The organism is Aeoliella mucimassa (genome assembly GCF_007748035.1).
GTDB classification, from domain to species: Bacteria; Planctomycetota; Planctomycetia; order Pirellulales; family Lacipirellulaceae; genus Aeoliella; species Aeoliella mucimassa.
Map to the genome: position 1 here is coordinate 526,868 of NZ_CP036278.1, position 21,686 is coordinate 548,553.

The following is a 21,686-nucleotide window of genomic DNA, read 5'->3' on the forward strand; positions in this document are numbered from 1 at the left end:
CATCGCGCAACCATGGTCGGCAATTGGAGATGGCGGTAAGCCATATCGCGAAATCAATCGTCTACAAACTTGATAATTACATCTAGGATATCGCAGGAGCGCGCGAAATTGTTTTGAAAACAAGGGCTTAAAAAAAGAACGAATAGAGACGTTGACAATTCTTGGTGACTTCGCACAATAGCTCCCAGTGGACGTGACAACCAATTGACGAACCAACCTTGTACTAGTTCACGAATCGATAAAACTCACCTGTTGATATTAAATCAAATAGGGTTTATCCTTTCGATTACTCATAACTTTCGGAGTAGTTTCTCAATCAATGGCCACTGGCTTGGAACGACCTTTGGCCGACATTCTTGAGTACCGCGCGCAGTAGCGGCAGCACGTCGACGGAGTTCGGCAGTTGTCGTGTTCAACGATTGAAACTCGCATCGCGGCTTGTCGGTAACGAGAACTACTTTTCCTGGCGGACGTCGGTCAAGGGAACGGACTGACGATGGGTTATGACTGCGGTTTTCGTTTCCCCACTATGCTCAACTGCGCACGGAGTGCGCTAATGTGTAACGGGGAGCTCAACTGATGGATCGACCTTGGCGACATTAGTCGTGGGCTCAGGATACCCTCCCCTTTATCTTTTAGCTGTGGGGCTTTTCGCTGCGATTCGTAGCACTTTTCACCTTCGCCCCTCCTGTATTGATCTCGCATGGTTCACTCGTTGTTGGCCCTCGGTTCCAACTTGGGTGACTCTCAAGCAACCGTCGAAAACGCACTAACAGCGATCGACGATTTGCCGCATACCTCGTTGGTGCGACGCAGCGAGCTGCATGCAACTTCGGCCGTCGGCGGACCAACTGGGCAGCCGATGTTTGTGAACGCAGCTGCGGTGGTGGAGACCACACTCGAGCCCGCCGCGCTGCTAGCGGCTCTGCACGGCATCGAGCAGCAATTCGGCCGCGAGCGCATGGTGCGGTGGGCCTCGCGAACGCTGGACATTGATTTGCTGCTGGTCGATCAACAACAGCTTGTTAGCGAAACGCTGGTGCTGCCTCACCCACGGATGAGCTTTCGCCCGTTCGTGCTACAGCCAGCCGTTGAAATCGCCGGCGACTGGGTGCACCCTGGGTTGCAAACTACCCTTTCTGACTTGTTGACGACGCTCATCACAGCCGACGGCGGCTTGTCGATCTACGGCGGCAGCAGCGACGCGCGGCAGTATCACGCGGAACAAATTGCCAAAGAGTTTTCCGCAATGCGCATCCAAAACGATGGTCGCGATGCGTTGCGTTTGGTGCTGGGGGAAAGTCGCGAGCCATTGCCGACTCCACGACTGGCGATCGAGCTAGTCGTGCGCCGCGGGGCGACGCGACCAGGTGTCCCGACGCTTTCGGTCATGGCCGATGCGCGAAGTGAGGTGCTGTTCGACACAATTGCCGCAGTCGAGTTGGCCTGGCCCGAGTTGTGTCGCAGTGAAGTGAGGGCGGATCGCGCGTAGTGCGGGCGGGGCGATTTGATTTCTGCCCTTTAAAGCGGCGTAAGCGCGACCGTTTCGTGCATCGTGGGGTAGCGGATAGAATGCCAGCAGTGTTTCCCGCCGAATTGCCGGCCGCCGCAGCGTTTGCCCACCGTTTGATCGTGTTTTGCTTTTATGACCAGTACCAAGATGCCGTCGATTGTCCATACCGGCGCTGAGATTCGCCAGCTCATTCACTCGGCCCAACTCTCTGGCAAGCGCGTCGGCGTGGTGCCGACCATGGGAGCCTTGCACGCGGGGCACCTGAGCTTGATCGACGCCGCCCGCGAGCAATGCGACTTGGTGGTGGCCACGATTTTCGTGAACCCGACGCAGTTTGCGCCTGGGGAAGACTTTGAACGCTACCCGCGCAACCTCGAAGCCGACGCGGCGAAGCTCGCTTCGTGTGGTTGCGACATCGTGTTCGCCCCGGCGGTCGACGAGATGTACCCGCAAGGCTATGGCACCTCGATCGACGTCGGCGCCGTGTCGCGGCCGCTCGAAGGGGAACGCCGACCTACGCACTTTGCCGGCGTGGCGACCGTTGTGCTCAAGTTGTTTCAGCTGGTGCCAGCCAATCGGGCGTACTTTGGCCACAAAGACTATCAGCAAACGTTGGTGGTGCGTCAGATGGTGCGGGATCTGAACGTGCCGATCGACATCGTGGTCTGCCCAACCGTTCGAGAAACCGACGGACTGGCGATGAGTTCTCGCAATGCGTACCTGAGCCCCGACGAGCGCAAGCGGGCCACCGCGCTGCACGACAGCATGCAGCTGGCTGCACAGCTTGCTAGCACCGGCGAGCGGAGCGTCGCCAAACTTACCGCAGCGATGGAACAGCATCTGAACGAGGTCGGCGGGTTCGTGCTCGACTACATCGCGTTCGTTCGCCAGGATACCGTGGAACTGGTAGACGAGGTGACCGGCCCGACGGTCATCCTGATTGCGGCCCATTTGGGACAAACAAGGTTGATCGATAACTTGGTGATCGGCTAAAACCCGCGAATTGCCTTTCTTCACCGAGTGACTCACCATGTGCACGAATCTATTCATCGTACCGAGCAAGCTGTTCGGCATTCCCCTGTTTGGCGTGGGGCTGTTGCTAGCATTGCTGGTGGTGGTCACTGCGGTGTGGGCGGCCATCGTCTGGCGGCGGCCCAACGGCAAGGCCGAGGTGTTCGGCGCGCTGCCGGTGCTCGGCATCGTCGCGCTCGGCATCTTGTTCATGCCGCGGGTGTTTCCCAGCGGGTTTCCCGTGCGTGGCTACGGGGTGATGCTCGTCGCCGCGTCGGCCGCAGGACTGCTGCTGGCGTACGTTCGCATGAAACAAGCGGGACTGAATACCGATCTGTTGTTTTCGCTCACCTTAACGATGTTCGTGCTCGGCATCGCCGGTGGTCGGTTATTCTACGTGATCGAATACTGGGAGCGGGTGTACGCCCCGTTGCCGCTGAACGTTGCGCTCGTCGAAGCGCTGAAGTACGCCAATGGTGGGCTCGTGGTCTACGGGGCGCTGTTCGGCGCGACCGTGGCCTTTGTGTGGTTCACCTGGCGACACAAGCTGCCGATGCTCGCGATGGCCGACTTGCTGGCCCCCAGTTTGTTGATTGGATTGTCGCTCGGACGAATCGGCTGCCTGCTGAACGGCTGCTGCTTCGGTGGCGTGGTCGATTTGCCGTGGGCGGTGACGTTTCCCCAGGAAGGGCAGATGGCTTACAGCCCTCCGTACGGCACGCAGTTGTCGCATGGCGAGTTCTTTGGCATGTACGTCACCGAGCGCGAGGGGCAACTGGTGATCAGTCGGGTGACCGAAGGCTCGGCGGCGGCCGACGCTGGCATCGCCGTGGACGACGTGCTCGTGGGGCTCGATGGTTACAAGGTGAGCAATCTCGATGACGTCGGGCAGACGTTTCGCAACGTGATGGTCGAACCGGTGCCGCTCCGCGTGCATCTGGCTGACAAGCCCGATATCACGCTGCCGGCAAAACCGCTTCCCGCCCGGTCGCTCCCGGTGCATCCCACGCAGATCTACAGTTCGGTGAACGCAGGGCTGATGGCCTGGCTGCTGTGGAGCTTCTACCCAGCCCGCCGGCGCGATGGCGAGGTGTTTGCCTTGATGATCACGCTGTATCCGATCGCCCGGTTCCTGCTCGAGATGATTCGCATCGACGAGGCCTCGTTCCTCGGTACCGGGCTGAGCATTTCGCAAAACGTGAGCCTGCTGTTGCTAGCATCGGCCGGGCTGCTCTGGCTGTATCTCAGCCGCCAACCGCGGCAACGGGTGTTCGACGCCGAAAGCCCCGCAGCCTTGCCCGCTTAAATTTTTCTCCCTGCGAACCACCGCCAAGTGGGCTGCGTAGAAGATCTATGGTGAGCTGAAATACAGCTGGATGGCACCACACAGACACTGCCGTTTCTGATCGAACGCACCCCCCCCTTGGGGGGAGCCCCCGATTCGAGGCGGCAGCGTTGCATTATACGCACTACCAGCAAGCTATGCTTGCAAATGGCGGAACGCCTGGTTGAACGTAAACGCACGAGTCGGTTTTTGAGCAAACAAAGGAGACTCAGAAAATGAACATTCCATGGCAAAGAGTATTGTCGGTAGCCTTGGCCAGCTTGCTGGCGGTAGGAGTCACCCTGTCGCTGGCAGTCGCGCAGGACGATGGCGCCGACGAAGGGCGAGTGGTTCCGGTCGATCCACAGCAAAACGATCCGCTGCCCGGCATCCTCGGTGGCCCTCAGGTGCTGCAGCGTCGCTCGGCCAATGGGCCTGGCATGTTTTTGTTCCCTGGTAACCCAGCCGACATCACTCGACAAACCTCTCCCTACTACATTGGTGTAGCGGTTGCTCCCGCGAGCGATCACCTGCGGGCGCACATTGATCTTCCCGAGCAAGTGGGACTCGTCGTCGAGCATGTGTGGGAAGGTAGCCCAGCCGAAGAAGCGGGCATCGAAGTGCACGACGTGTTAGTTGCTGCTGATGGTAGCGACCTGCGTACGATGGAAGATTTGGTGAATGCGGTAAACGATCACTCGGGCGACCAGTTCACACGGTTTTCGCTCGATATCATTCGCCATGGCCAGCCACAAACCGTGTTTGTCACGCCGACCGAGCGCCCGCAGTCGCAGCAGCATCCGCTACTGCCGCATGCGATGCCGAACGCTGGGTTTGGGTTCAACGGACTACAACCGGGTACCAACAGCATGTCGGTGCAGGTTCAACGACAAGACAATGGTCCCCCGCATATCGTGATTGAGCGCGATGGCGAGCGGTGGGAAATCGATGGCGGCGACCAAGCAGCCATTGATGAGCTACCGGAAGATCTGCAACCGGTCGTCGAGCGGATGCTCAACAGCGAAGCCAACGGTCAGATGAACTTCCAGTTCTTCTCGCAGCAGCCAGGTGGATCGGCGCAGCCGATGCCGCAAATGGACGAACTGCAACGCCAGATGCAAGAGCGGATGCAGCAGATGGAAAACCAACTGCGCCGGCTTGAGCAGCAACTCGACAACCAGATTGAAGAAGACGAGCGGGCCTGAACAGAGATCCGCTAGCGAATAATCGTCAACTAGCACCTGGGGGTTGGGGAAAGTCATTCACTGCTTTCCCTGGCCCCTTTTTCATGCGCAAAAGGACCGTGAAGTGTTGCCCTAATCGATCTGAGTAAGCGACTCGTTGGTTCCTCTGCGCAACTGCCCGCACGCGGCGTTGATCTTATCCCCTTTGCGATGCCGGAACCGCACCGCGAGGTCTCCCTCTTCCAGAATCCGCCGGAACGTTTGCTGGGCGTCGCTCGACGGAGTGCGATACGGCAAGCCCGACACCGGGTTGTACGGGATCACGTTCACCAGCGCGGTGCGTCCCTGCAGCAGGTCGACCAGTTGATGGGCGTGCTCCGGGCGATCGTTCAGGTCGGCTAGCAGCACGTACTCAAACGTAAGCCGCCGCCCGCTACGCTCAAAGTAGTAGTCGGCTGCGTTCAAGATATCATCGAGCGGCATCTTGCGATTCACCGGTACGATCTCGTCGCGGAGCGCGTCGTTCGGGGCGTGCAGCGAGATCGCCAGGCGGTATCGTGTATCGAGATCGGCTAGCTTGCGAATCGAATTCGGCAATCCCACGGTCGACACGGTGATCCGGCGGTGGCTAATGCCGAGTCCATCGTCGCGGGCAACGTACTCCAAGGCCGGCAACAGCGCTGGCAAGTTGGCCAGCGGCTCGCCCATGCCCATTATCACGATGTGGCTCAGTCGCTCGTCGTCGTCGAGCAGGCGTTGTAGCAGCAGGATTTGTTCGAGGATTTCGCCGGTCGTCAGGTTGCGATCGACCCCATCGAGTCCGCTGGCGCAGAACACGCAGCCCATACCGCAACCAACCTGGGTGCTGATGCAAAGCGTGCGACGCACCTTATCGCGGAGCAGCACGCACTCAATCTGCCCCCCGCCGGCGAGGGTGAGCAGCAGTTTCTCGGTGCCATCGTCGGCCTGGGTATGTTTGGCAACCGTGGAGGTCCACAACGTAAAGGTGTCGGCCAGGTCGTCGCGAAGTTTCTTCGACAGGTCGCTCATCGACTCGAAGTCGCCAGCACGACCCTCGAACAGCCATCGCCGAACTTGCTTGATGCGAAACTTCGGCAGCTTACGCGCAGCAGCCCACTCGGCCAGTTGTCCGTCGATGTCGTTTAACAGGTGCATAAATTGGACGTATGGAGAATCGAGTAGGAGGCTAGTTTGCCGTTGCCGGATGTCATTCCGGAAGCTCCCTCAGAATGACAGAAATGCTGACTTACTGTCTATCCCTTGGTCGAATAGCGATTCTTCGACAGCTTGTTCTTGATCTCGTTCTTCAGGTGTTCGATCACCGACTGCTTGTCGGTGTTTTCGAGAATGCGAGCGACCACTCGCTTGGGACCTTTCTCGCCCCAGCTTGCGCCGTGTTCGAAGTAGTAGCGGGCGGCTTGTCCGACGATGTACGAACCGTAGCCGGCAGCCGCGCCTTGGGGCAACGCGCTGATGGCGGTGCTGGCGCCCCAGGTGAGTCCCTTGAAGAAACTCGAAACCGAACTGACGATCACTTCGCCGGCCATCATCCACCCAGCCGCTTTCAGGATGGAGGTCACTAGGTCGCGGGCGTTATCGGTGGTGATGTTGATGCCGTACACTTTGCCGAGAGTCACCACCATCGCCGCGTCGACCGCGGTGCCGCCGACCACGTCGAGCACGGGGAAGTGATTCACGGCCACGGCAATGCTCTTCACGGCCGCGTAGCTCCAGATAATGCTGTTCGCCCGATCGTTGCGCATCTTCACCCGCATCGCGCCGACACGGTCGCTACGGTCGGCAGCAAACATCGACGCGTTCAAGGCAATCAGATCCGAACCATCGTGTTGCAGCACTTCGAGAATGCGTACCCGCAGTGCGTCGACATTCGGCTCGGGCTCGCGCCATTCCTGACGCACGGAACCGTCGGCCGACTCGATGTGGTATTCCACCGGACGCGGATCGGCGGTGACTTGCACGATGTTCTCTGGCTCGACCAGACCCTTGAGTCGCGGGCCACGGAAGAGCGACATCAGATCGTCGAGCTGTTTCGGCGTGTAGAGGTCGACCTTGTTCAGCACCAGGATGATCGGCTTGTGCCCGGTCGCGAGTTCGGCCAGGGCGGTGTACTCGGTTTCGTTCAGGTCGGAGTCGGTAACGAACAGTACCAGGTCGGCCCGCTCGGCGGTGTCGCGAGCCATGTCGGCCCGGCGTTTGCCATCCACCTCGTTCAGGCCCGGCGTGTCGAGCAGTACCACCGACGAATCCGCAAAGCCCGGCACCACGTAGCCGTCGGCATTCCACGGAACGTCCCAGATGTCTTTGGTCCAGCCGCCGCGGATGTTGACCGAAGCCACTTGCTCGCCAACCAGGGCGTTGATCAGCGCGCTCTTGCCGGTGCTGATCTCGCCGAACACGGCAATCTCCACCCGCCCCGCTTGCAGCTTCGCAAGCATGTCGCGGAGCGAGCGAATATCGGCCGACAAGGCTTCCTTCTCTTTGTCGGTGCAATCATCAAGCTGCCCCAGCGCATGCTCCACCGCCCCCAGCGCATCAAGCAACTGGTCGTCGTCTTTCGAAGGGGTAGGTTCGTTGGTCATGTTGGTTGGGGGGAGCTTGTTCAGTCACTTGTCATCCTGAGGGAGCCTAAGCGACTGAAGGATCTCAGGCTACGGTCGGCCCTTTTGTGGGCCGATACCCTGCAATGTTACTGCGTACTATGTGCCTCAAAGAACATACTGTTCGATCCACTAGATTCTTCGGTCGCCGGAAGCTCCCTCAGAATGACAGTAACAGGTGTTGTGTCAATTGTATCAGTCGTCGAGTTTTTGCCGTCCCATGGTGATTAGTTTTCGCAGCTGTTCGGGGCTGGTGACCTCTGACCATTGGCGGCGGGCGAGTTCGGCGATGCCTCCTTCGGGGGGCTTCATTTCGTTTCGGAAGTATTGCATGAACACCCGTCCGATCCAACGGGTGACGAGCGCCTGCACGAGTCCCTGCAGCAGCCCACCTGCGATGGTGCCGACGCCGGGAATGGTTTTCAGCACCGTGGCTACCGCGCTGGTAAATGCCGGCGCGGCGGTGATGGCGCTGACACCTAGGATGGCGAGCAGGTTCTTCGTGAGCTGGCCCAGCAGTTCGATGATGGTTTCCGAATCGATCTTCTGCTTGTAGATCGCTGCCAGGTCGATCACCATTTTGGCGGTGACAGCCGTACCGCCAGCGATGTCGAGAAGCGGCACCGGGTTTGCCCCGGTCACGCCGGCCGCGGCCCACATGTACCGATCAACCACTCGCGACGCCTGTTCGTCGAGCGCGGCCAGCACCCGCTCTTTCGCGTCGTCGACCAATCCCCGGGATTGCATCAGCAGGTTGGCCAGCAGTAGTGTTTCGCCTTCCTTTTTGACGATCTGCAGCAAGCGGTTCGCCAGCGGCACGATGTCGGGCGGTTCGGTCACGGTGTCGGGCTGTTGGGTGCCATCGGCCAGCATCCGCACGATCGGCCGCTCGACCGACCGCGACCGCACGCTTACGACGTCGTCGGCCGCAACCAGCCCTCGCACTTGCTCGGCAATCTGGGCACACAGCTCCGCCCGTTCGCTGTCGGTGTACCAGTCGGCTTTGTTCAGGCACACGACCACGCGTTTGCCCATCGAGGCCAGGGCCTCGAGCAGTTCGTGTTCGTAGTCGCGAATCGGCCCGTCGATCACCATCAGCACCAGGTCGGCGTTCTTCGCGGCTTCGGCGGCTTGCTGGCCTCGCTCGCTGCCGGCGACTTCGGCCAGGCCAGGCGTGTCGACCAGCACCACGCGATCGCTGCCGGGCCATTCGATGTTGCTTTGCGCGGTGGTGGTACCGCCGACCACTCCGGTGCGGAACACATCGCGCCCCGCCAGGGCGTTGAGCAGCGAACTCTTGCCGCTCGAGATGGCGCCGAACGCGACGATCTCCAGGCGTTCGGCTTCGCGCTTGGCTTCCATCTCGGCCACTGCCCGCTCGATCTCCGCCCGCACTGCGTCGCCGATGCCGCCGGTGGCAGCATAGTCGCGACCTGCTTCGATGTTGTCGTCAAGTTCCGCGCGACGATCTGCAGCCGATAGTTTGTTGGGATCGGTCGACCGCCGGCGTTCGCTCTGCTGGCGGGTGCGGGTGTTGATCCACAGCTTCCACATGGTCCATGCGGCAAGTCCCGCAAGCACTAACCCGCCGAGCGACACCACCGCCAGGTAGCCGTAGCCAACGAGCTGGCTCTGCTCCATCGCAGCGTTGTACTGTTCCAGGACCTTCGGCGGTAACGTGACCGCCAGATACGCCGCCACGGCGATTACTGCTAGCAGTAAAAATCGGAACGTGGTCGTGCGATTGGGCATGGAAAAAAGATAGAGTTCAGTGGTCGGAGCGTACTAGCGGGCAACCACCGAGCTCTCCCTCGGCGGAATAATCGAACCACTAAGTATACTCCTAAAAGCCTCGGCGGCGATTGCCAAACATCGCTTATCGCGGGAAGATGGCAGAATGCGATTTCCAACTCAACCAGGGCGCGATCCATCATGAAAGCAGCTTATATCAATGACACCGGTTCTCCCGACGTAATCCAGGTAGGCGAGGTGCCGACGCCTGAGCCGCTCGAAGGGCAGGTGCTGGTTCGTGTGACCGCCGCCGCAGTGAATCCCATCGACACGTACATTCGTAGCGGAGCGGTGACCGCCGAGTTGCCCAAGCCGTTTGTGATCGGCAGTGACTTCGCCGGAGTGATCGAAGCCATGGGGCCCGGCGTCGACGAGCTTCCGCCCGGGCTGCGGGTGTGGGGCACCAACCAAGGACTCCTCGGCCGGCAGGGGAGCTTCGCCGAGTACCTGGTGGCCGACGCCGACATGGTGTACCAAACGCCGGGCAACGTGAGCGACGAGCAGGCGGCCGCCGCATCGTTGGTCGGCATGACCGCCCACTTGGGACTGGTTCGCGAAGCCAACTTGCAGGCGGGCGAAACCTTGTTCGTCAACGGTGGCTCCGGCGGTGTCGGTTCGATGGTCGTGCAGATGGCCAAGCTGCTCGGGGCCACGGTGATCACGACGGCCGGCTCCGACGAGAAGGCCGAAATCTGCCGCCAGTACGGTGCCGACCTGGTGCTCAACTATCGCACCGACGACGTCGAGGCCGAGGTGCGTAAGTTCGCTTCGTGGGGAGTCGACGTCTGGTGGGAAACGCTTCGCGAGCCCGACTTCCGCCGCACGGTCGACCTGCTAGCCCGCGCGGGCGGATGATCGTCATGGCTGGGCGCGACGCGCATCCTGAGTTCCCCGTCGGACCGTTCTACGTGAAAGAGTGCCGGCTGATGGGCTTCGTGGTGTTCAAAGCTCCCCGGCACGAACAACGCGCGGCCGCGATTGCCATGAACGAATGGCTGGCGGCCGGCAAGCTGCAGGTGCCAATCGGGGCGACCTTCCCGCTCGAACAAACCGCCGACGCCCATCGCCTGCAGGAAGACAACACCCTGCATGGCAAAGACACGCTGCGTGGTAAAATCGTGGTGACCATCGGCGACTAAACTCGCGCCCGCCCGTTCTTGCTTCGACCACTGTTTAACCACCCCCACGCTGCATGTCCTCCGTTCGTTTCGCCAAGGTGACCAAATCGTATGGCGGAGCGTCGCCGGCTGTTTGCGATTTGACCGCGAGCATCGACGAGGGAGAGTTGGTAGTGCTGGTCGGTCCGAGTGGTTCCGGCAAGAGCACCGCGCTGCGGATGCTGGCCGGGCTCGAGACCCCCACCGCCGGCGAGCTGTTCATCGGCGACGCGCGGGTGAACGACCTTCCGCCAGCCAAGCGGGATGTCGCCATGGTGTTCCAAGACTACGCGCTCTTCCCGCACATGACCGCCCGCAACAACATGGCGTTCGGTCTCAAGATGCAAGGCACCCCGCGGGCCGAGATTGCCAGCCGAGTCGAGCGAGCCGCCAGCCTGCTGGGCATCGCCGAGCTGCTCGATCGCAAGCCGCAGCAACTCTCGGGGGGCGAGCAGCAACGGGTCGCGCTAGGGCGGGCGATCGTTCGCCGGCCGGCCGTGTTTTTACTGGATGAGCCCCTCGCGAACCTCGACGCCCAACTCCGCGCCGGCATGCGGGCCGAATTGGCCGAACTGCAACGCGAGCTGGCAGCGACCATGTTGTACGTAACCCACGACCAGGTCGAAGCGATGACCCTCGGGCACCGCCTGGTGCTGCTCGATCGCGGAGTCGTGCAGCAAATCGGTCCGCCGATGGAAGTCTACCGCCGCCCCGCGAATCGGTTCGTCGCCTCGTTTCTCGGCAGCCCACCGATGAACCTGATCGCGGGCCAGGTCGATGCTGGCGTGTTCCGCTCCGGCGAGCTAACCTGGACCGTCGGCGGCAGTCATCAAGGCCCCGCCGTGCTCGGCATCCGCCCCGAGCATCTGGTGCCAGTCACCAGCAACGAGCCCCCGCTGGTGGAGCAGAAGCCGACCTTCGTCGAACACCTGGGCCACGAACTGCTGCTGCACTTCACGCTGCCAACCACCACGCTCATCGCCCGCTGGCCCACCAACCGCCCGCTAACCACCGACCAACCCGTGAAGCTCACCGTGACCAGTCACGAGCACCACCTTTTCGCCGCGGATGAAGAAGGCTTGGTACTGGAGGGATAGGGGGGAAGTCTGCAGGCGATAGTGATAACTACCGGAAAAGCACCGGTGTGGTTAAGCTTTAGTGATAGTGTAATGCTGAATCGCTGTGATCAGCGACATCGATGTAATTGAGTTGCTCCGTGTAGTGAGATCATCTTCCAGCAATGAGCGAGAAGCTGACTTGAAGACATTTTTAATTGCAATTCTCCAGCGCATTTCAGTCTGTCCGAAATGCTTGGATTATCGCAACGCTGGTTGCGAGGCTTTTCGTTTTCCGCAATGCGACCATGGATATCTGATAGTACAAAGGTCGCTTTCAAAATGCCCAGAAACCTACTAACTGCCAACCATCTTTAATGGCCAGATACAATGGCAACTAATAACGAACGCGACCGACTAGTACGTCTTTCCTGAAATCCATTCCGCTGCTATATGCTGCGGAATGAAAAAGCACATTGTTTGCCTGGACCACCAGGCCCGTGGAGGTTTGGAGCAGCTAGCACGCTCAGGCGCCCGCGCGGCGCAAGTGGTGCGTCGCTGCCAGATATTATTGAAATCGGACTCGGGATGCACCGACGAAGAGATCGCCGAGCATGTGGGCTGCACGACGCGCAACGTCCGAGCCGTCCGAAAGCGGTTCTGCGAAGAGGGCGTCCAGCGGGCGGTGTACGATGCGCCTCGCTCGGGCCGCCCCCCAGAGTTCACCAAGCGGCAGCAGCAACAGGTAATCGCCCTGGCGTGCAGCGAGCCGCCCGAGGGACGGGCTCGCTGGACGCTGGAATTGTTGTGCGAGCACGCGGTGAAGGAAGGCTTCGTCGATTCGCTCAGCGTGACGGAGGTCTCGCTGTGGCTCAAGGAACACGACCTGAAGCCGTGGCGAAAAAAACTTGGTGCGTGCCCAAGCTGAACGACGAGTTCTGTGAGCGGATGGAGGACGTCCTCGAGCAGTACGAGAAGCCGCTCGACCCGAACGAGCCGGTCGTCTGCCTCGACGAGCAGCCCTATCAGAGGGTCGACGACGCGCGGCCGCCCGAGCCCGCGGCACCCGGCAAGATCGCGAAGCAGGACTACGAGTACCGCCGCTGCGGAACCTGCAGCGTGTTCGTGGCGGTCGAGCCGAAGGCGGGCAAGCGATTCGTTCAGGCCAAGCGTCACCGCAAGCGAGCCGACTTCGCCCGGTTCGTCCGCGACCTCTTGAAGCGCTATCCCGACGCAGAGCGGGTTCATCTGGTGATGGACAACCTCAACACGCACAACGAGAAGTCGTTGATCGAAACCTTTGGCGAGGAGGCGGCTCGGCCAATGCTGGAGCGGATTGTGTGGCATTTTACCCCCAAGCATGCCAGTTGGCTCAACATGGCCGAGATCGAAATCTCGGCCATACAGCGACAATGCCTGGGACGTCGGTTGGCTTCGCTCGACAAGGTTCAAAGCGAACTCTCCCACTGTTCACGCGACCGCAATCGGAAGAAAATCAAAATCAATTGGACCTTCCATCGAAAAGACGCCAAACGCGTCTTCCCTGAACTCTATAGGAAATGACTTCCGGGACGACGTACTAGATTCCGAGTGGGTAACGGCCTTGTTGAACAATTAGTCACAAACCTCCGTAAAAACTAACGTGGAATGGAACCACGTACCTTTTTTACGGAGATCGAACATGGCTACGAAAGAAAAACGAACCTACAAAGTCACGAACTGGAAGGAGTATAACAAGTCGCTCATCGAGCGTGGAAACATCACTATTTGGTTTAGCGACGAGGCGTTGGAGAACTGGGAACATCCTAACGACCAGACAAAAGTCGGTCGCCCTTTTGTCTTCAGCGATACGGCGATCGAGTGCTTGCTGACGATTCGCGAACTGCTGAAACTTCCCTATCGGCAGACTGAGGGATTCGGCCGCTCGCTGGTGGCGATGTTGGGCGTCGAGGCAGCGATTCCCAATTATTCTTCGCTCGCCAAGCGAGCCAGCAAGCTGAATGTTTCGCTCGATATCGCTAACAAGAGGGGCGACATCGATATCGTGGTGGATAGCACCGGCATGAAAGTGTTTGGCGAGGGCGAATGGAAGATGCGGACGCATGGCAAGTCGAAGCGGCGGACATGGCGGAAGCTGCATTTGTCGGTGAATCCTGACACCCGCGAGATTGTGGCGGAGATTTTGACCGAGAACAGTTGCCACGATGCCGATGCGGTTCCCGAAATGCTGGAGCAGGTGGAGCAGCCCGTAAAAAAGTTTCACGGCGACGGTAGTTACGACAAGTGGAAGGTTTATGAAGGGCTGGAATCCGAAGGCATTGAGCCGGTGATTCCGCCGCAGCACAACGCCAAGATCAAACAACATGGCAACTCTGCGGAGGAGCCTTTGCCCCGGGACGAGGCAATTCGTCAGATTCGACGCAAGGGGCGTAGGAGTTGGAAAGAGGAAGTGGGCTATCATCGTAGAAGCTTGGCGGAAACGACCATGTACCGAGTGAAACAAAGCTTTGGGAGCCATCTCAAAAACCGAGTATTCGAAAACCAACAAACGGAAGCCCGCTTGCGCTGTAAAATCATCAATCAATTCACCCAACTCGGGCTTCCACAGTTCGAGTGGAGTTAGTCAACAAGGCCGTGGGTAACTGTGAATGCAGTACGCGAGCTGATTCGACTCGCAACGGAAGGTGATGGTAGGAAAAGTACGTACGACCAAGCGTTGGAGTTAGGTGCATTGATCTGTCCGGAGATCCTGGGGCCCGATGTCAGTCTGATTCGACGTAACCGTGAAAGCGACACTGCTCGGGAGTATCGGCAACGGGCCGAAGCAAAGACGCTGAAAGAAGGTAAGCAGGTCGAAGCACTTGAGCTCCTGGATGTAGAAATAGCTGAGTTGGAGTCGCTTTTCAATACGGCAAAGAATCAACAGAAAACCGACCGACTCAAACGGCGTCTTACTGAATTAAGAAGAGCGAGAGGAGAGATCGCTCCACAGCGACAGACTGAACATGCTATTATCTTTCGCGACGCTTATAATGTCGAGAGAGATGTACCTGAGTTAGGCATGGGGAATGCTTGCCGCGATTTCCTTCTGTCTGATGGTGAGGTTCTTCGGTTGCGAGTTTTTCATCCTGACAATGCTGAGCATGTGAGCGGTGCGGATGTTATTTATGAAAAGCATCACCCTAAGGAGCAGAAAGCCAGCATTGCGGCCATACAATATAAAATCTGGGAAGATAGGACTTTGTACCTTAATGACCCGAGGATGAAACAGCAATTACTCAAGCTTAAGAGTTTTTTCTGTGACAAGAATGTTTGTGTGGCCGGTCACGAAGACCATCCATTTAGGTTCCCATATTGCGCGGGGTTTCTCAGGCCAACCGATCGCCTTCAAATGGAAGACCAGAAATTGGCTTCCAGTGGTGAGCACATTCCTGTTTGCCAAATCGATCGACTTAAATCTGAAGGAGTGAAGGGTGGCGAGTGTCTTACATACAACGATGTAAGACGACTATCACTGTCTCATGAAGAGTTTGAGGGGCTATTTACCACAGGTAAAATTGGTTCGAAAACTCTAACCTATCCGGAATTGCTTGATCTCTACAAAGGCATTTCAGGGTTGACTGATCCGAATCGTGTCTTAATACATGCGCAAGAATTTGCTTCACCGTCGGAAGATCAACCAAGTTTGTTTAGCACTTGAGAATGCTAGTTCTTACCGCTATTTCACTTGGCTGACTGTCCGCTCGGAGGGGAGCTTTAGGTAGCCAGGAGTGTTGTCGTACTGTGTTTGACTGTGTGGGAAACTATTCTAGACACGGACGAACACAGATCATAACGGATGGGGCAGCCTCCTGGGCTTCGCCCACCGACAACTGGGCGTAGTGCGTTTTTCGGAGTGGCATCGCGTAGTGCGCCCGGCTGTCGGTGCTACCCAGTTGCTCCGCGGGCTCCGCGACTCTGCGTGAGAATGTTTACGGTCGCTCTTGTTCCACATCGCTAGCCATCGCTTTCGGCTGCGGGCTAAACGGTTCTTCGGATCTTTCCAGTTTTCACTGGGAATTGGCCACCTGTGGTGTTCTAATGGACAGGTGGTTGTTGGCTGTCGGCTTTTTAGTGAATGGAGGTGATGGAGAGGTGATGCTTGTTTTCGTCTCAAACTTCTAGCGACGCGCAGGCGAAATGGTTGCTTGCGTGGGCGTTTGCTGCTGCGCGGTTGTGAAAGCTCTAGGCTTTAGGCTTTAAGCGATAGGCTAGATCTTTCAGTCGCCGGAAGCTCCTTCAAGATGACATATTCGCATTCCGCATTCCGCAATCCCCATTCGTGTCTCCTCCCCAGAATAGTTTCCCACCCATGGGAATCTATTTTGGACAACTATCGCGGAGGTGTCGATGCAACTTGTTGCTAACAAACGACTTGTGATTGATTCCCACTGCGAAAATAGATTCCCACTCGATGCGTTTTGGGAAATGGGAATCTATTCGCAGCCGAAAACCACTGGTTTTGTAGAGTGGGCGGAGATTCAATTTTCCCATCGGTGGGTAAATTGGGAATCTATTGCTGTGTCGTGGGAATCTATTTGCCGAGCGGTGGGAAACTATCGCTCGCTGGCACTTGCAGGTGTCGCTTGGTTAGACCATTGGGAGTTGCACCCAGAATCGGCTGCCGTGGCCGACGGTGCTGTCGACTCCTACGGTGCCGCCGAACGATTGCACCAGGTGTTTGACGATTGCCAGGCCCAGGCCGGTGCTGCCGAGTTCGCGGGAGCGGGCTTTGTCGACCCGATAGAATCGCTCGAACACGCGGGCGACGTCGGTGCGGGGGATACCTGGCCCGTTGTCGATTACTTCGAACAGAACCTGGGGGCCTTGCTTGCTCCAGCGGACTTCGACTCGGCCGCCTGCGGGGGTGTACTTCACCGCGTTGTCGATCAGGTTGTTGCAGATGACCCGCACGCCTTCCTCGTCGGCTTGCACCACGACTGGCGACAGGTCTTCGGGCGTGACCAACTCGATCGACTTGCTGTTGGCCTGCGGGCGCGAGTCGTCGACCGACCGCATGACTACCTGGGCGATGTCGACCGCTTCGATGTCGAAGGTCTGCTGCTGGTCTTCGATGCGAGCCAGGCTGAGCATGTCCTGAATCAGGTTATTGAGTCGGCCCCCTTGCTCGGCGATACGGCTGAGGAAGCTATCGCGAATTTCGGTATCGTTTACTGCACCCCGTTGTAAGGTTTCGGTGTAAGCCATGATGCTACTAAGCGGAGTCTTTAACTCGTGCGACACATTGGCAACGAACTCGCGACGGATGTTCTCGAGCCGGCGCAGTTCGGTGTTGTCGTGCAGCACGATCACTGCACCAACGTCCGACGACTGCGGCAGCGGGTTTAGTTGCACCGCAAAGATACGAGGGGTGTCGAGTTGCCATTCGAGCTCGAACTCAATCGGCTTGCGAGTCTCGATCACCTGCCGGGCGGAGTCGTGCAGTTGGTGGTCGCGAACCACTTCGAGCAGCGGGCGACCGACCGCACTCGGCGGCAGGAAGCCAAACAGCTTGCCGGCTGCGGAGTTAGCAAACAGCACGCGAAGGTCGTCGCCGACGGCGACCACGCCTTCGACCATGCCTGTGAGGACGGCCGCCTGGCGTTCGTCGCTATCGCGCAGACGCGAGAGTTGGGCAACAAGCTCACCGCCGATTTGGTTGAGCGAGCGGGCAAGGTCGCCGAGTTCGTCGCTCGACTGCACCGGCACCCGTTCGGCGTAGTCGCCAGCAGCAATGGTGCGGGTCGCGCGACCGAGCGCAAGGATCGGAGCGACGACGCCGCGTAACACCCAGGAGGTAAACACCGCCGCGGCTACGAGTTCGACGAGTACGAGTCGTTGCAGGCGAACTGCCAAATCGGGTTCGTCGCGCCAGCGATACGCGAGCATCGCAGTGAGTACGGTCACGACCAGCGCCATTCCGAAGGTGGCGATGAAGCGACGGACAAACAGGCGTGAGCGGACAAACATGAACCTATCATGCCCTGAAACCGGCAAGTTGCGAAGAGTAAAACAGCCGCACCTGCCGAGCGGGCGGACACGAATATACGAATTATGCAGGGTGAAGAGCGTGCAGGGTCAAAAACAAACGCAAGTTGCAGGTAACCATGGGCGGCGGGCGAGTGCGCCGGCCGCCCGAGGATTGGGTAGACGAGGGTGTTTACTCGATGGCTTCCAGGCCAGGCAAACCGCCGTACAGGAAGTAAGCCCGCGGGGTTGCCATGTTCTGCAGGGTCTGGATCGACATGGGATCGGCCTTCGACTCGATCTTGGCGTTGCCGGTCAACGCGTCGAACGCACTGGGAGCACGCTTGTAATCCACGCAGCGAACGTTCTGGAGGTCGGTTCCGCCGAGTTCGGCCGCGCGGGCCATGGCGTCTTCGAGGTAACCCTTCTTGTCGACCAGCTTCAACTCGATCGCCTGGTCGGTGGAGAAGATCTGCCCGGTAGCAATCTCGTCGAGGTCCTGCGGATGCTCCTGGAACACGGGACGACCCGCTTTAATTTTGTCCTTGAAGTCGTCGAGCATTTCATCGACCAAGGTCTGCAGGATCTCGCGTTGCTCTTCGGTCATCTCTTTGGTCATCGAGAGAATCTCCTTGAGCGGATGCGTGGCAATCGAGTCGTTCTCGATGCTCCAGTTCGCGAGCAAGCCCGAGAGGTCGTAGTGGGGGATGATCACGCCGATCGAACCGGTGATGGTCGCAGGCTCGGCGAAGATGCTGTCGGGCGTGTCGCCGACGGCCGAGGCAATGTAGTACCCGCCGCTCGCACACAGGCTGCCCATGCTCACGACGATCGGCAGCGGCTGGTCTTTGCCGGCGCCTTGGCGGATTTCGCCGGTCGCGAGCTGACGCAGCTTGTGGTGCAGGTAGTCGCTATAGGTGACGGTTCCGCCGGGCGAGTTGATTCGCAGCACCACGGCGACCACCTGGTCGTCTTTGGCAACGCGGTCGATCTGCTCTTTGACAAACGTGTCGGCTTCGCTGATGGTGCCAGAGACTTTGATCACGGCAATCTTTTTCTGCGCGAAACGCTCGCCATGGAGATAGCGTTCTTGCGGCCCCCCGGCTTCGTTGAAGTAGCTTTGGTAGGCGGTTCGCATGCCGATGATCACCATAATTGCCAGTACAAGACCGGCAATAAGAAACTTGCCGTAGCGGCCGAACATGCTTTCTTTTTGCTGGATAATGATCTGAGGCGAAGGCTGATCGGACGGCATCGGGTTTTCTCCACTCATGTTATTCAGTCCCCGCCGGCGGCAGGGATCCTAGGTATTCGAGTCGGGTGGATCGCTCGCAAACAGTCATCCCCAGAGGACGATGAGGATGAAGTCACTGCTAGCACAGGTGCGATGGAACCATTCATTCTAAGTCGGTAGTATCCGCAAGTGTAGCACGTCCCCGGGGCGACGGGTGTTGCCTTTGAGCTGGATTCAGAGGTACAGTACGCCAGTTCCCCAACGAATTATGGAATAATAGACCCAGCGTCTACAGGCCCCCACAAAAAAGCGACAAAGGACTGGCATCGTGTTTATTTGTGCTTCGACCGAGTGTTTTCCCGAACTGGGACCCAAGGAAGTCTTGCAGCAACTGGTCGATCTGGAATTTACGGCCGTCGAGCTAGCACTGCATGAAGAAAATGGCTGGATGAAGCCGAGCGAGGTGCTCGGCGATTTCGAGCGCGCGGTGCAAACTTGCGGCGACACTCATCGCATGCACATTGCCGCGCTGTCGGTCGACATTCACGCGACCGGCGACGACTACTACAAGCAGTTTGCTGCGATCTGCAAGCTGGCCAAGGCCATCAAGGTGGTCACGCTGGTGGTTCCCTCGTCGGAACTCGGCACCCCGTTCAACGAAGAGATCGAGCGACTCAAGAACCTGGTCGGCATCGCCGCATTTGAAGGAGCGGTGGTTTCGATGAAGACCACCATCGGCTGCATGACCCAGGATCCCGACACCGCTGCGGTGATTTGCGACAACGTGAAGGGTCTCGCTTTGACGCTCGACCCCAGCCATTACATTGCCGGCCCGCACCAGGGACGCAGTTACGACAAACTACTGAAGTACGTGCAGCACGTGCACTTGCGTGATACCTCGAAAGACAGCCTGCAGGTTCGCGTGGGGCAGGGCGAGATCGACTACGGTCGGCTCGCGACCATGCTCACCAAGCAAGGCTACAGCCGAGCACTCGGCGTGCACATCACCCCGAGCGAAGGGGTCGATCACTTCGGCGAAATGCGCAAGATGCGACTGTTGCTCGATAGCCTGCTGTAAGGGGTGTTCGATCGCCTTTTGTAACGGGTACTCGATCGCTTGCTGCTGTGGCAAAAAGCCACCTGACGACGGTTCGTTTGAACGGTCACGAAACAAGGACGTTTCTCAAGGAGCCAACCATGCGACTCGCGTTACTCAGCCTGGTGATGGTATCGACGCTCGGCTGCACCGGGCCCATGTTCACCAACGTGGGAGTCGGCAGAAATTACGGGGTGCGTGAAAACTATGTGCAGAAGTACGCCGAGCGGCACAACATCACCTACGAGCAGGCGATCGAAGAGGTCCGCGATAAGACCGAGCAGGCAGCCATCGCCGAGCACGCCGAGAAGTACGGCATCTCGGCCGAAGAAGCCCGCAAGCAACTCGGCTACGCAGCAGCCAATGAAGAGTAGCGACCTGCTTGTTCGCAAGTCGGCGTGATCGATGAATCGTGGTGGTTTTGCAGCGGAGCAGCTGCTCTAATGCGTGAGTACCCGCTCCCGCACCCACCCGCAGGCATCGAGCCATGGCACTGCCGATCGAAGGTTACACGGTTGTTCTCCTGAAGCAGCGTGTCGCCGCGCTTTTGGAGCAAGGCAAGATTACGCCGCCGAACAGCACCGTGCTGCAGGACGAGCACTTATGGCGGTGCTCGTTCATGGCCGAGCAGGACGCCATCGACTTCGTCGAGCAACTAGCGGCCTTGGAGCTGAACACCACGCAGGGGCCGGACCCCGATGTGGTGCTCGCCAGCGAGTTCGACCAGTCGGTCGCACCCTACTGCGAATGGCTGCAGCTTGCCACGTGGGAGCAGGCAATCATCGCCTGGAGGGCTGGTACCAAGCCCGACAGCGTGACCGCCCGCGAGGGATGGGATCCCAAGAAAGGATCGGGGCTCACGTATGGTACGCAATACGACATAGAGAAGCTGGAGTTCGTCCGCTTAGAAGGCAACATCGAAGTCTATCGCGACAAGGAGTCGGGCAAGCTGTTGTACATCGGCCGCCAGACACCAAGCTTGCAGGCGGTGCTCAAGTCGGCCAGCGAGTTCATCGGTCAGCACATGATACAACCCGGCCGGCGCCCGCTCACGGGAGAACTGCACACCAAGATGAGCCAGGTGGTTGAGCAGTTGGAGTCGATCCGTGAGAAGCATCGCGATAAGTGGAATCTGCACTGGATGCTGGGGAAAGGCTATCAATCGCTCGGCAACAACGCCCAGGCGTACAAGTCGTTCCGCACGGCGCTGGAGCTCAACAACAACGAGGAAGCGATCCTCCGCGAACTAGCTGGACTCTGCCTGACCGCGCGACGATTCGACGAAGCGGTCGGCTACGCCCAAACGGCCGCCAGCGCCAAGCCCGACGATCCCCAGGTGCTCGGCAATCTGGCGATCTCCTATTTGCTGGCAGGGCGCATGGAAAAAGCGTCGAAGACCATTCGAGCGGCGATGCCGCTCAACGAGCAGGATCAGGTGAATCAACACATCTACTCACTGATCCTCCAGGTGGAACAAGGCCACGCGGCACCCCCTCGCTCGCTGACCGAGGCCATGCTCAGCCAAGTTCCTGTGAAACGGAAGAAGAAGTTCTGGCAGATCTGGAAGTAACGCGCGGCTTCATCGTAGGGAACTCAAGGGGGGTATCGGGATGGGAAGTCAAAATCGCCTGGCCTTGCTGCTACTCGGCTGCTTGCAGCTGGGGATTGCTGGTTGG

At 58.9% G+C, this 21,686-nt stretch carries 19 protein-coding genes; 14 read left to right on the top strand and 5 right to left on the bottom strand.

The window, feature by feature from the left end; genetic code table 11:
* The first annotated feature begins 703 nt into the window (after nucleotides 1–703).
* The 4 genes from folK to Pan181_RS02130 all read left to right on the top strand — a co-directional run bounded on the left by folK (nucleotide 704) and on the right by Pan181_RS02130 (nucleotide 5,053).
* The gene (folK, locus tag Pan181_RS02115; RefSeq protein WP_145245265.1) at nucleotides 704–1,492 is read left to right on the top strand and encodes a 2-amino-4-hydroxy-6-hydroxymethyldihydropteridine diphosphokinase; all 789 of its coding nucleotides are present in this window, start codon (nucleotides 704–706) and stop codon (nucleotides 1,490–1,492) included.
* Between the two features lie 168 nt (nucleotides 1,493–1,660).
* Nucleotides 1,661–2,506 (top strand): pantoate--beta-alanine ligase, encoded by an 846-nt coding sequence (gene panC / locus Pan181_RS02120; RefSeq protein WP_231943729.1) that lies wholly within the window; start codon nucleotides 1,661–1,663, stop codon nucleotides 2,504–2,506.
* A 37-nt stretch (nucleotides 2,507–2,543) separates the two neighbouring features.
* Complete coding sequence (locus tag Pan181_RS02125) at nucleotides 2,544–3,830, top strand: prolipoprotein diacylglyceryl transferase (protein ID WP_145245267.1); 1,287 nt, start codon at nucleotides 2,544–2,546, stop codon at nucleotides 3,828–3,830.
* A gap of 254 nt (nucleotides 3,831–4,084) precedes the next feature.
* Nucleotides 4,085–5,053, top strand: a complete 969-nt coding sequence (locus tag Pan181_RS02130) for a PDZ domain-containing protein (protein WP_145245268.1) — start codon at nucleotides 4,085–4,087, stop codon at nucleotides 5,051–5,053.
* Between the two features lie 111 nt (nucleotides 5,054–5,164).
* Here the strand turns inward: Pan181_RS02130 and rlmN are convergent, their stop codons facing one another.
* The 3 genes from rlmN to Pan181_RS02145 form a co-directional block, all read right to left on the bottom strand.
* The gene (gene rlmN / locus Pan181_RS02135; protein WP_145245269.1) at nucleotides 5,165–6,208 is read right to left on the bottom strand and encodes a 23S rRNA (adenine(2503)-C(2))-methyltransferase RlmN; all 1,044 of its coding nucleotides are present in this window, start codon (nucleotides 6,206–6,208) and stop codon (nucleotides 5,165–5,167) included.
* A gap of 98 nt (nucleotides 6,209–6,306) precedes the next feature.
* Nucleotides 6,307–7,653: a YcjF family protein gene (locus Pan181_RS02140; RefSeq protein ID WP_145245270.1), complete on the bottom strand. Its 1,347-nt coding sequence runs from the start codon at nucleotides 7,651–7,653 to the stop codon at nucleotides 6,307–6,309.
* A 213-nt stretch (nucleotides 7,654–7,866) separates the two neighbouring features.
* On the bottom strand, nucleotides 7,867–9,423 hold the full coding sequence (locus tag Pan181_RS02145) for a YcjF family protein (RefSeq protein ID WP_145245271.1): 1,557 nt from the start codon (nucleotides 9,421–9,423) through the stop codon (nucleotides 7,867–7,869).
* Between the two features lie 180 nt (nucleotides 9,424–9,603).
* On the opposite strand from Pan181_RS02145, the gene Pan181_RS02150 reads away from it, so the two are divergent.
* The 7 genes from Pan181_RS02150 to Pan181_RS02175 all read left to right on the top strand — a co-directional run bounded on the left by Pan181_RS02150 (nucleotide 9,604) and on the right by Pan181_RS02175 (nucleotide 15,374).
* Nucleotides 9,604–10,317, top strand: coding sequence for an NADPH:quinone reductase (locus Pan181_RS02150; RefSeq protein WP_315861134.1), 714 nt, complete (start codon nucleotides 9,604–9,606; stop codon nucleotides 10,315–10,317).
* 5 nt (nucleotides 10,318–10,322) lie between these two features.
* The gene (locus Pan181_RS26840; protein ID WP_315861135.1) at nucleotides 10,323–10,601 is read left to right on the top strand and encodes a zinc-binding dehydrogenase; all 279 of its coding nucleotides are present in this window, start codon (nucleotides 10,323–10,325) and stop codon (nucleotides 10,599–10,601) included.
* A gap of 53 nt (nucleotides 10,602–10,654) precedes the next feature.
* Nucleotides 10,655–11,716 (top strand): ABC transporter ATP-binding protein, encoded by a 1,062-nt coding sequence (locus Pan181_RS26845; protein WP_145245272.1) that lies wholly within the window; start codon nucleotides 10,655–10,657, stop codon nucleotides 11,714–11,716.
* 421 nt (nucleotides 11,717–12,137) lie between these two features.
* Nucleotides 12,138–12,602, top strand: coding sequence for a helix-turn-helix domain-containing protein (locus Pan181_RS02160; RefSeq protein ID WP_145244956.1), 465 nt, complete (start codon nucleotides 12,138–12,140; stop codon nucleotides 12,600–12,602).
* A complete protein-coding gene (locus Pan181_RS02165; protein WP_145244957.1) occupies nucleotides 12,590–13,237 on the top strand; it encodes an IS630 family transposase in 648 nt (215 codons plus the stop codon). The genes Pan181_RS02160 and Pan181_RS02165 overlap by 13 nt, the downstream gene beginning before the upstream one ends.
* Before the next feature lie 118 nt (nucleotides 13,238–13,355).
* On the top strand, nucleotides 13,356–14,297 hold the full coding sequence (locus tag Pan181_RS02170; protein WP_145244898.1) for an IS5 family transposase: 942 nt from the start codon (nucleotides 13,356–13,358) through the stop codon (nucleotides 14,295–14,297).
* A 21-nt stretch (nucleotides 14,298–14,318) separates the two neighbouring features.
* The gene (locus Pan181_RS02175; protein WP_231943730.1) at nucleotides 14,319–15,374 is read left to right on the top strand and encodes a hypothetical protein; all 1,056 of its coding nucleotides are present in this window, start codon (nucleotides 14,319–14,321) and stop codon (nucleotides 15,372–15,374) included.
* A gap of 929 nt (nucleotides 15,375–16,303) precedes the next feature.
* Here the strand turns inward: Pan181_RS02175 and Pan181_RS02180 are convergent.
* Nucleotides 16,304–17,683 carry a HAMP domain-containing sensor histidine kinase gene (locus Pan181_RS02180; protein ID WP_145245273.1) on the bottom strand — a complete coding sequence of 460 codons (1,380 nt, stop codon included), beginning with the start codon at nucleotides 17,681–17,683 and terminating at the stop codon, nucleotides 16,304–16,306.
* 190 nt (nucleotides 17,684–17,873) lie between these two features.
* On the bottom strand, nucleotides 17,874–18,953 hold the full coding sequence (gene sppA, locus Pan181_RS02185) for a signal peptide peptidase SppA (protein ID WP_145245274.1): 1,080 nt from the start codon (nucleotides 18,951–18,953) through the stop codon (nucleotides 17,874–17,876).
* 289 nt (nucleotides 18,954–19,242) lie between these two features.
* Between sppA and Pan181_RS02190 the strand changes: the two genes are divergently transcribed.
* The 3 genes from Pan181_RS02190 to Pan181_RS02200 all read left to right on the top strand — a co-directional run bounded on the left by Pan181_RS02190 (nucleotide 19,243) and on the right by Pan181_RS02200 (nucleotide 21,580).
* Nucleotides 19,243–19,992, top strand: a complete 750-nt coding sequence (locus Pan181_RS02190) for a sugar phosphate isomerase/epimerase family protein (RefSeq protein WP_145245275.1) — start codon at nucleotides 19,243–19,245, stop codon at nucleotides 19,990–19,992.
* A gap of 119 nt (nucleotides 19,993–20,111) precedes the next feature.
* Nucleotides 20,112–20,384, top strand: a complete 273-nt coding sequence (locus tag Pan181_RS02195; protein WP_145245276.1) for a hypothetical protein — start codon at nucleotides 20,112–20,114, stop codon at nucleotides 20,382–20,384.
* Between the two features lie 113 nt (nucleotides 20,385–20,497).
* Nucleotides 20,498–21,580 carry a tetratricopeptide repeat protein gene (locus Pan181_RS02200; protein ID WP_145245277.1) on the top strand — a complete coding sequence of 361 codons (1,083 nt, stop codon included), beginning with the start codon at nucleotides 20,498–20,500 and terminating at the stop codon, nucleotides 21,578–21,580.
* Nucleotides 21,581–21,686 lie beyond the last annotated feature (106 nt).

Coding starts and splice junctions, on each gene's coding strand:
- folK (WP_145245265.1), top strand. CDS start 704: ATGGTTCACTCGTTGTTGGCCCTCGGTTCCAACTTGGGTGACTCTCAA.
- panC (WP_231943729.1), top strand. CDS start 1,661: ATGCCGTCGATTGTCCATACCGGCGCTGAGATTCGCCAGCTCATTCAC.
- Pan181_RS02125 (WP_145245267.1), top strand. CDS start 2,544: ATGTGCACGAATCTATTCATCGTACCGAGCAAGCTGTTCGGCATTCCC.
- Pan181_RS02130 (WP_145245268.1), top strand. CDS start 4,085: ATGAACATTCCATGGCAAAGAGTATTGTCGGTAGCCTTGGCCAGCTTG.
- rlmN (WP_145245269.1), bottom strand. CDS start 6,208: ATGCACCTGTTAAACGACATCGACGGACAACTGGCCGAGTGGGCTGCT.
- Pan181_RS02140 (WP_145245270.1), bottom strand. CDS start 7,653: ATGACCAACGAACCTACCCCTTCGAAAGACGACGACCAGTTGCTTGAT.
- Pan181_RS02145 (WP_145245271.1), bottom strand. CDS start 9,423: ATGCCCAATCGCACGACCACGTTCCGATTTTTACTGCTAGCAGTAATC.
- Pan181_RS02150 (WP_315861134.1), top strand. CDS start 9,604: ATGAAAGCAGCTTATATCAATGACACCGGTTCTCCCGACGTAATCCAG.
- Pan181_RS26840 (WP_315861135.1), top strand. CDS start 10,323: ATGGCTGGGCGCGACGCGCATCCTGAGTTCCCCGTCGGACCGTTCTAC.
- Pan181_RS26845 (WP_145245272.1), top strand. CDS start 10,655: ATGTCCTCCGTTCGTTTCGCCAAGGTGACCAAATCGTATGGCGGAGCG.
- Pan181_RS02160 (WP_145244956.1), top strand. CDS start 12,138: ATGAAAAAGCACATTGTTTGCCTGGACCACCAGGCCCGTGGAGGTTTG.
- Pan181_RS02170 (WP_145244898.1), top strand. CDS start 13,356: ATGGCTACGAAAGAAAAACGAACCTACAAAGTCACGAACTGGAAGGAG.
- Pan181_RS02180 (WP_145245273.1), bottom strand. CDS start 17,683: ATGTTTGTCCGCTCACGCCTGTTTGTCCGTCGCTTCATCGCCACCTTC.
- sppA (WP_145245274.1), bottom strand. CDS start 18,953: ATGAGTGGAGAAAACCCGATGCCGTCCGATCAGCCTTCGCCTCAGATC.
- Pan181_RS02195 (WP_145245276.1), top strand. CDS start 20,112: ATGCGACTCGCGTTACTCAGCCTGGTGATGGTATCGACGCTCGGCTGC.
- Pan181_RS02200 (WP_145245277.1), top strand. CDS start 20,498: ATGGCACTGCCGATCGAAGGTTACACGGTTGTTCTCCTGAAGCAGCGT.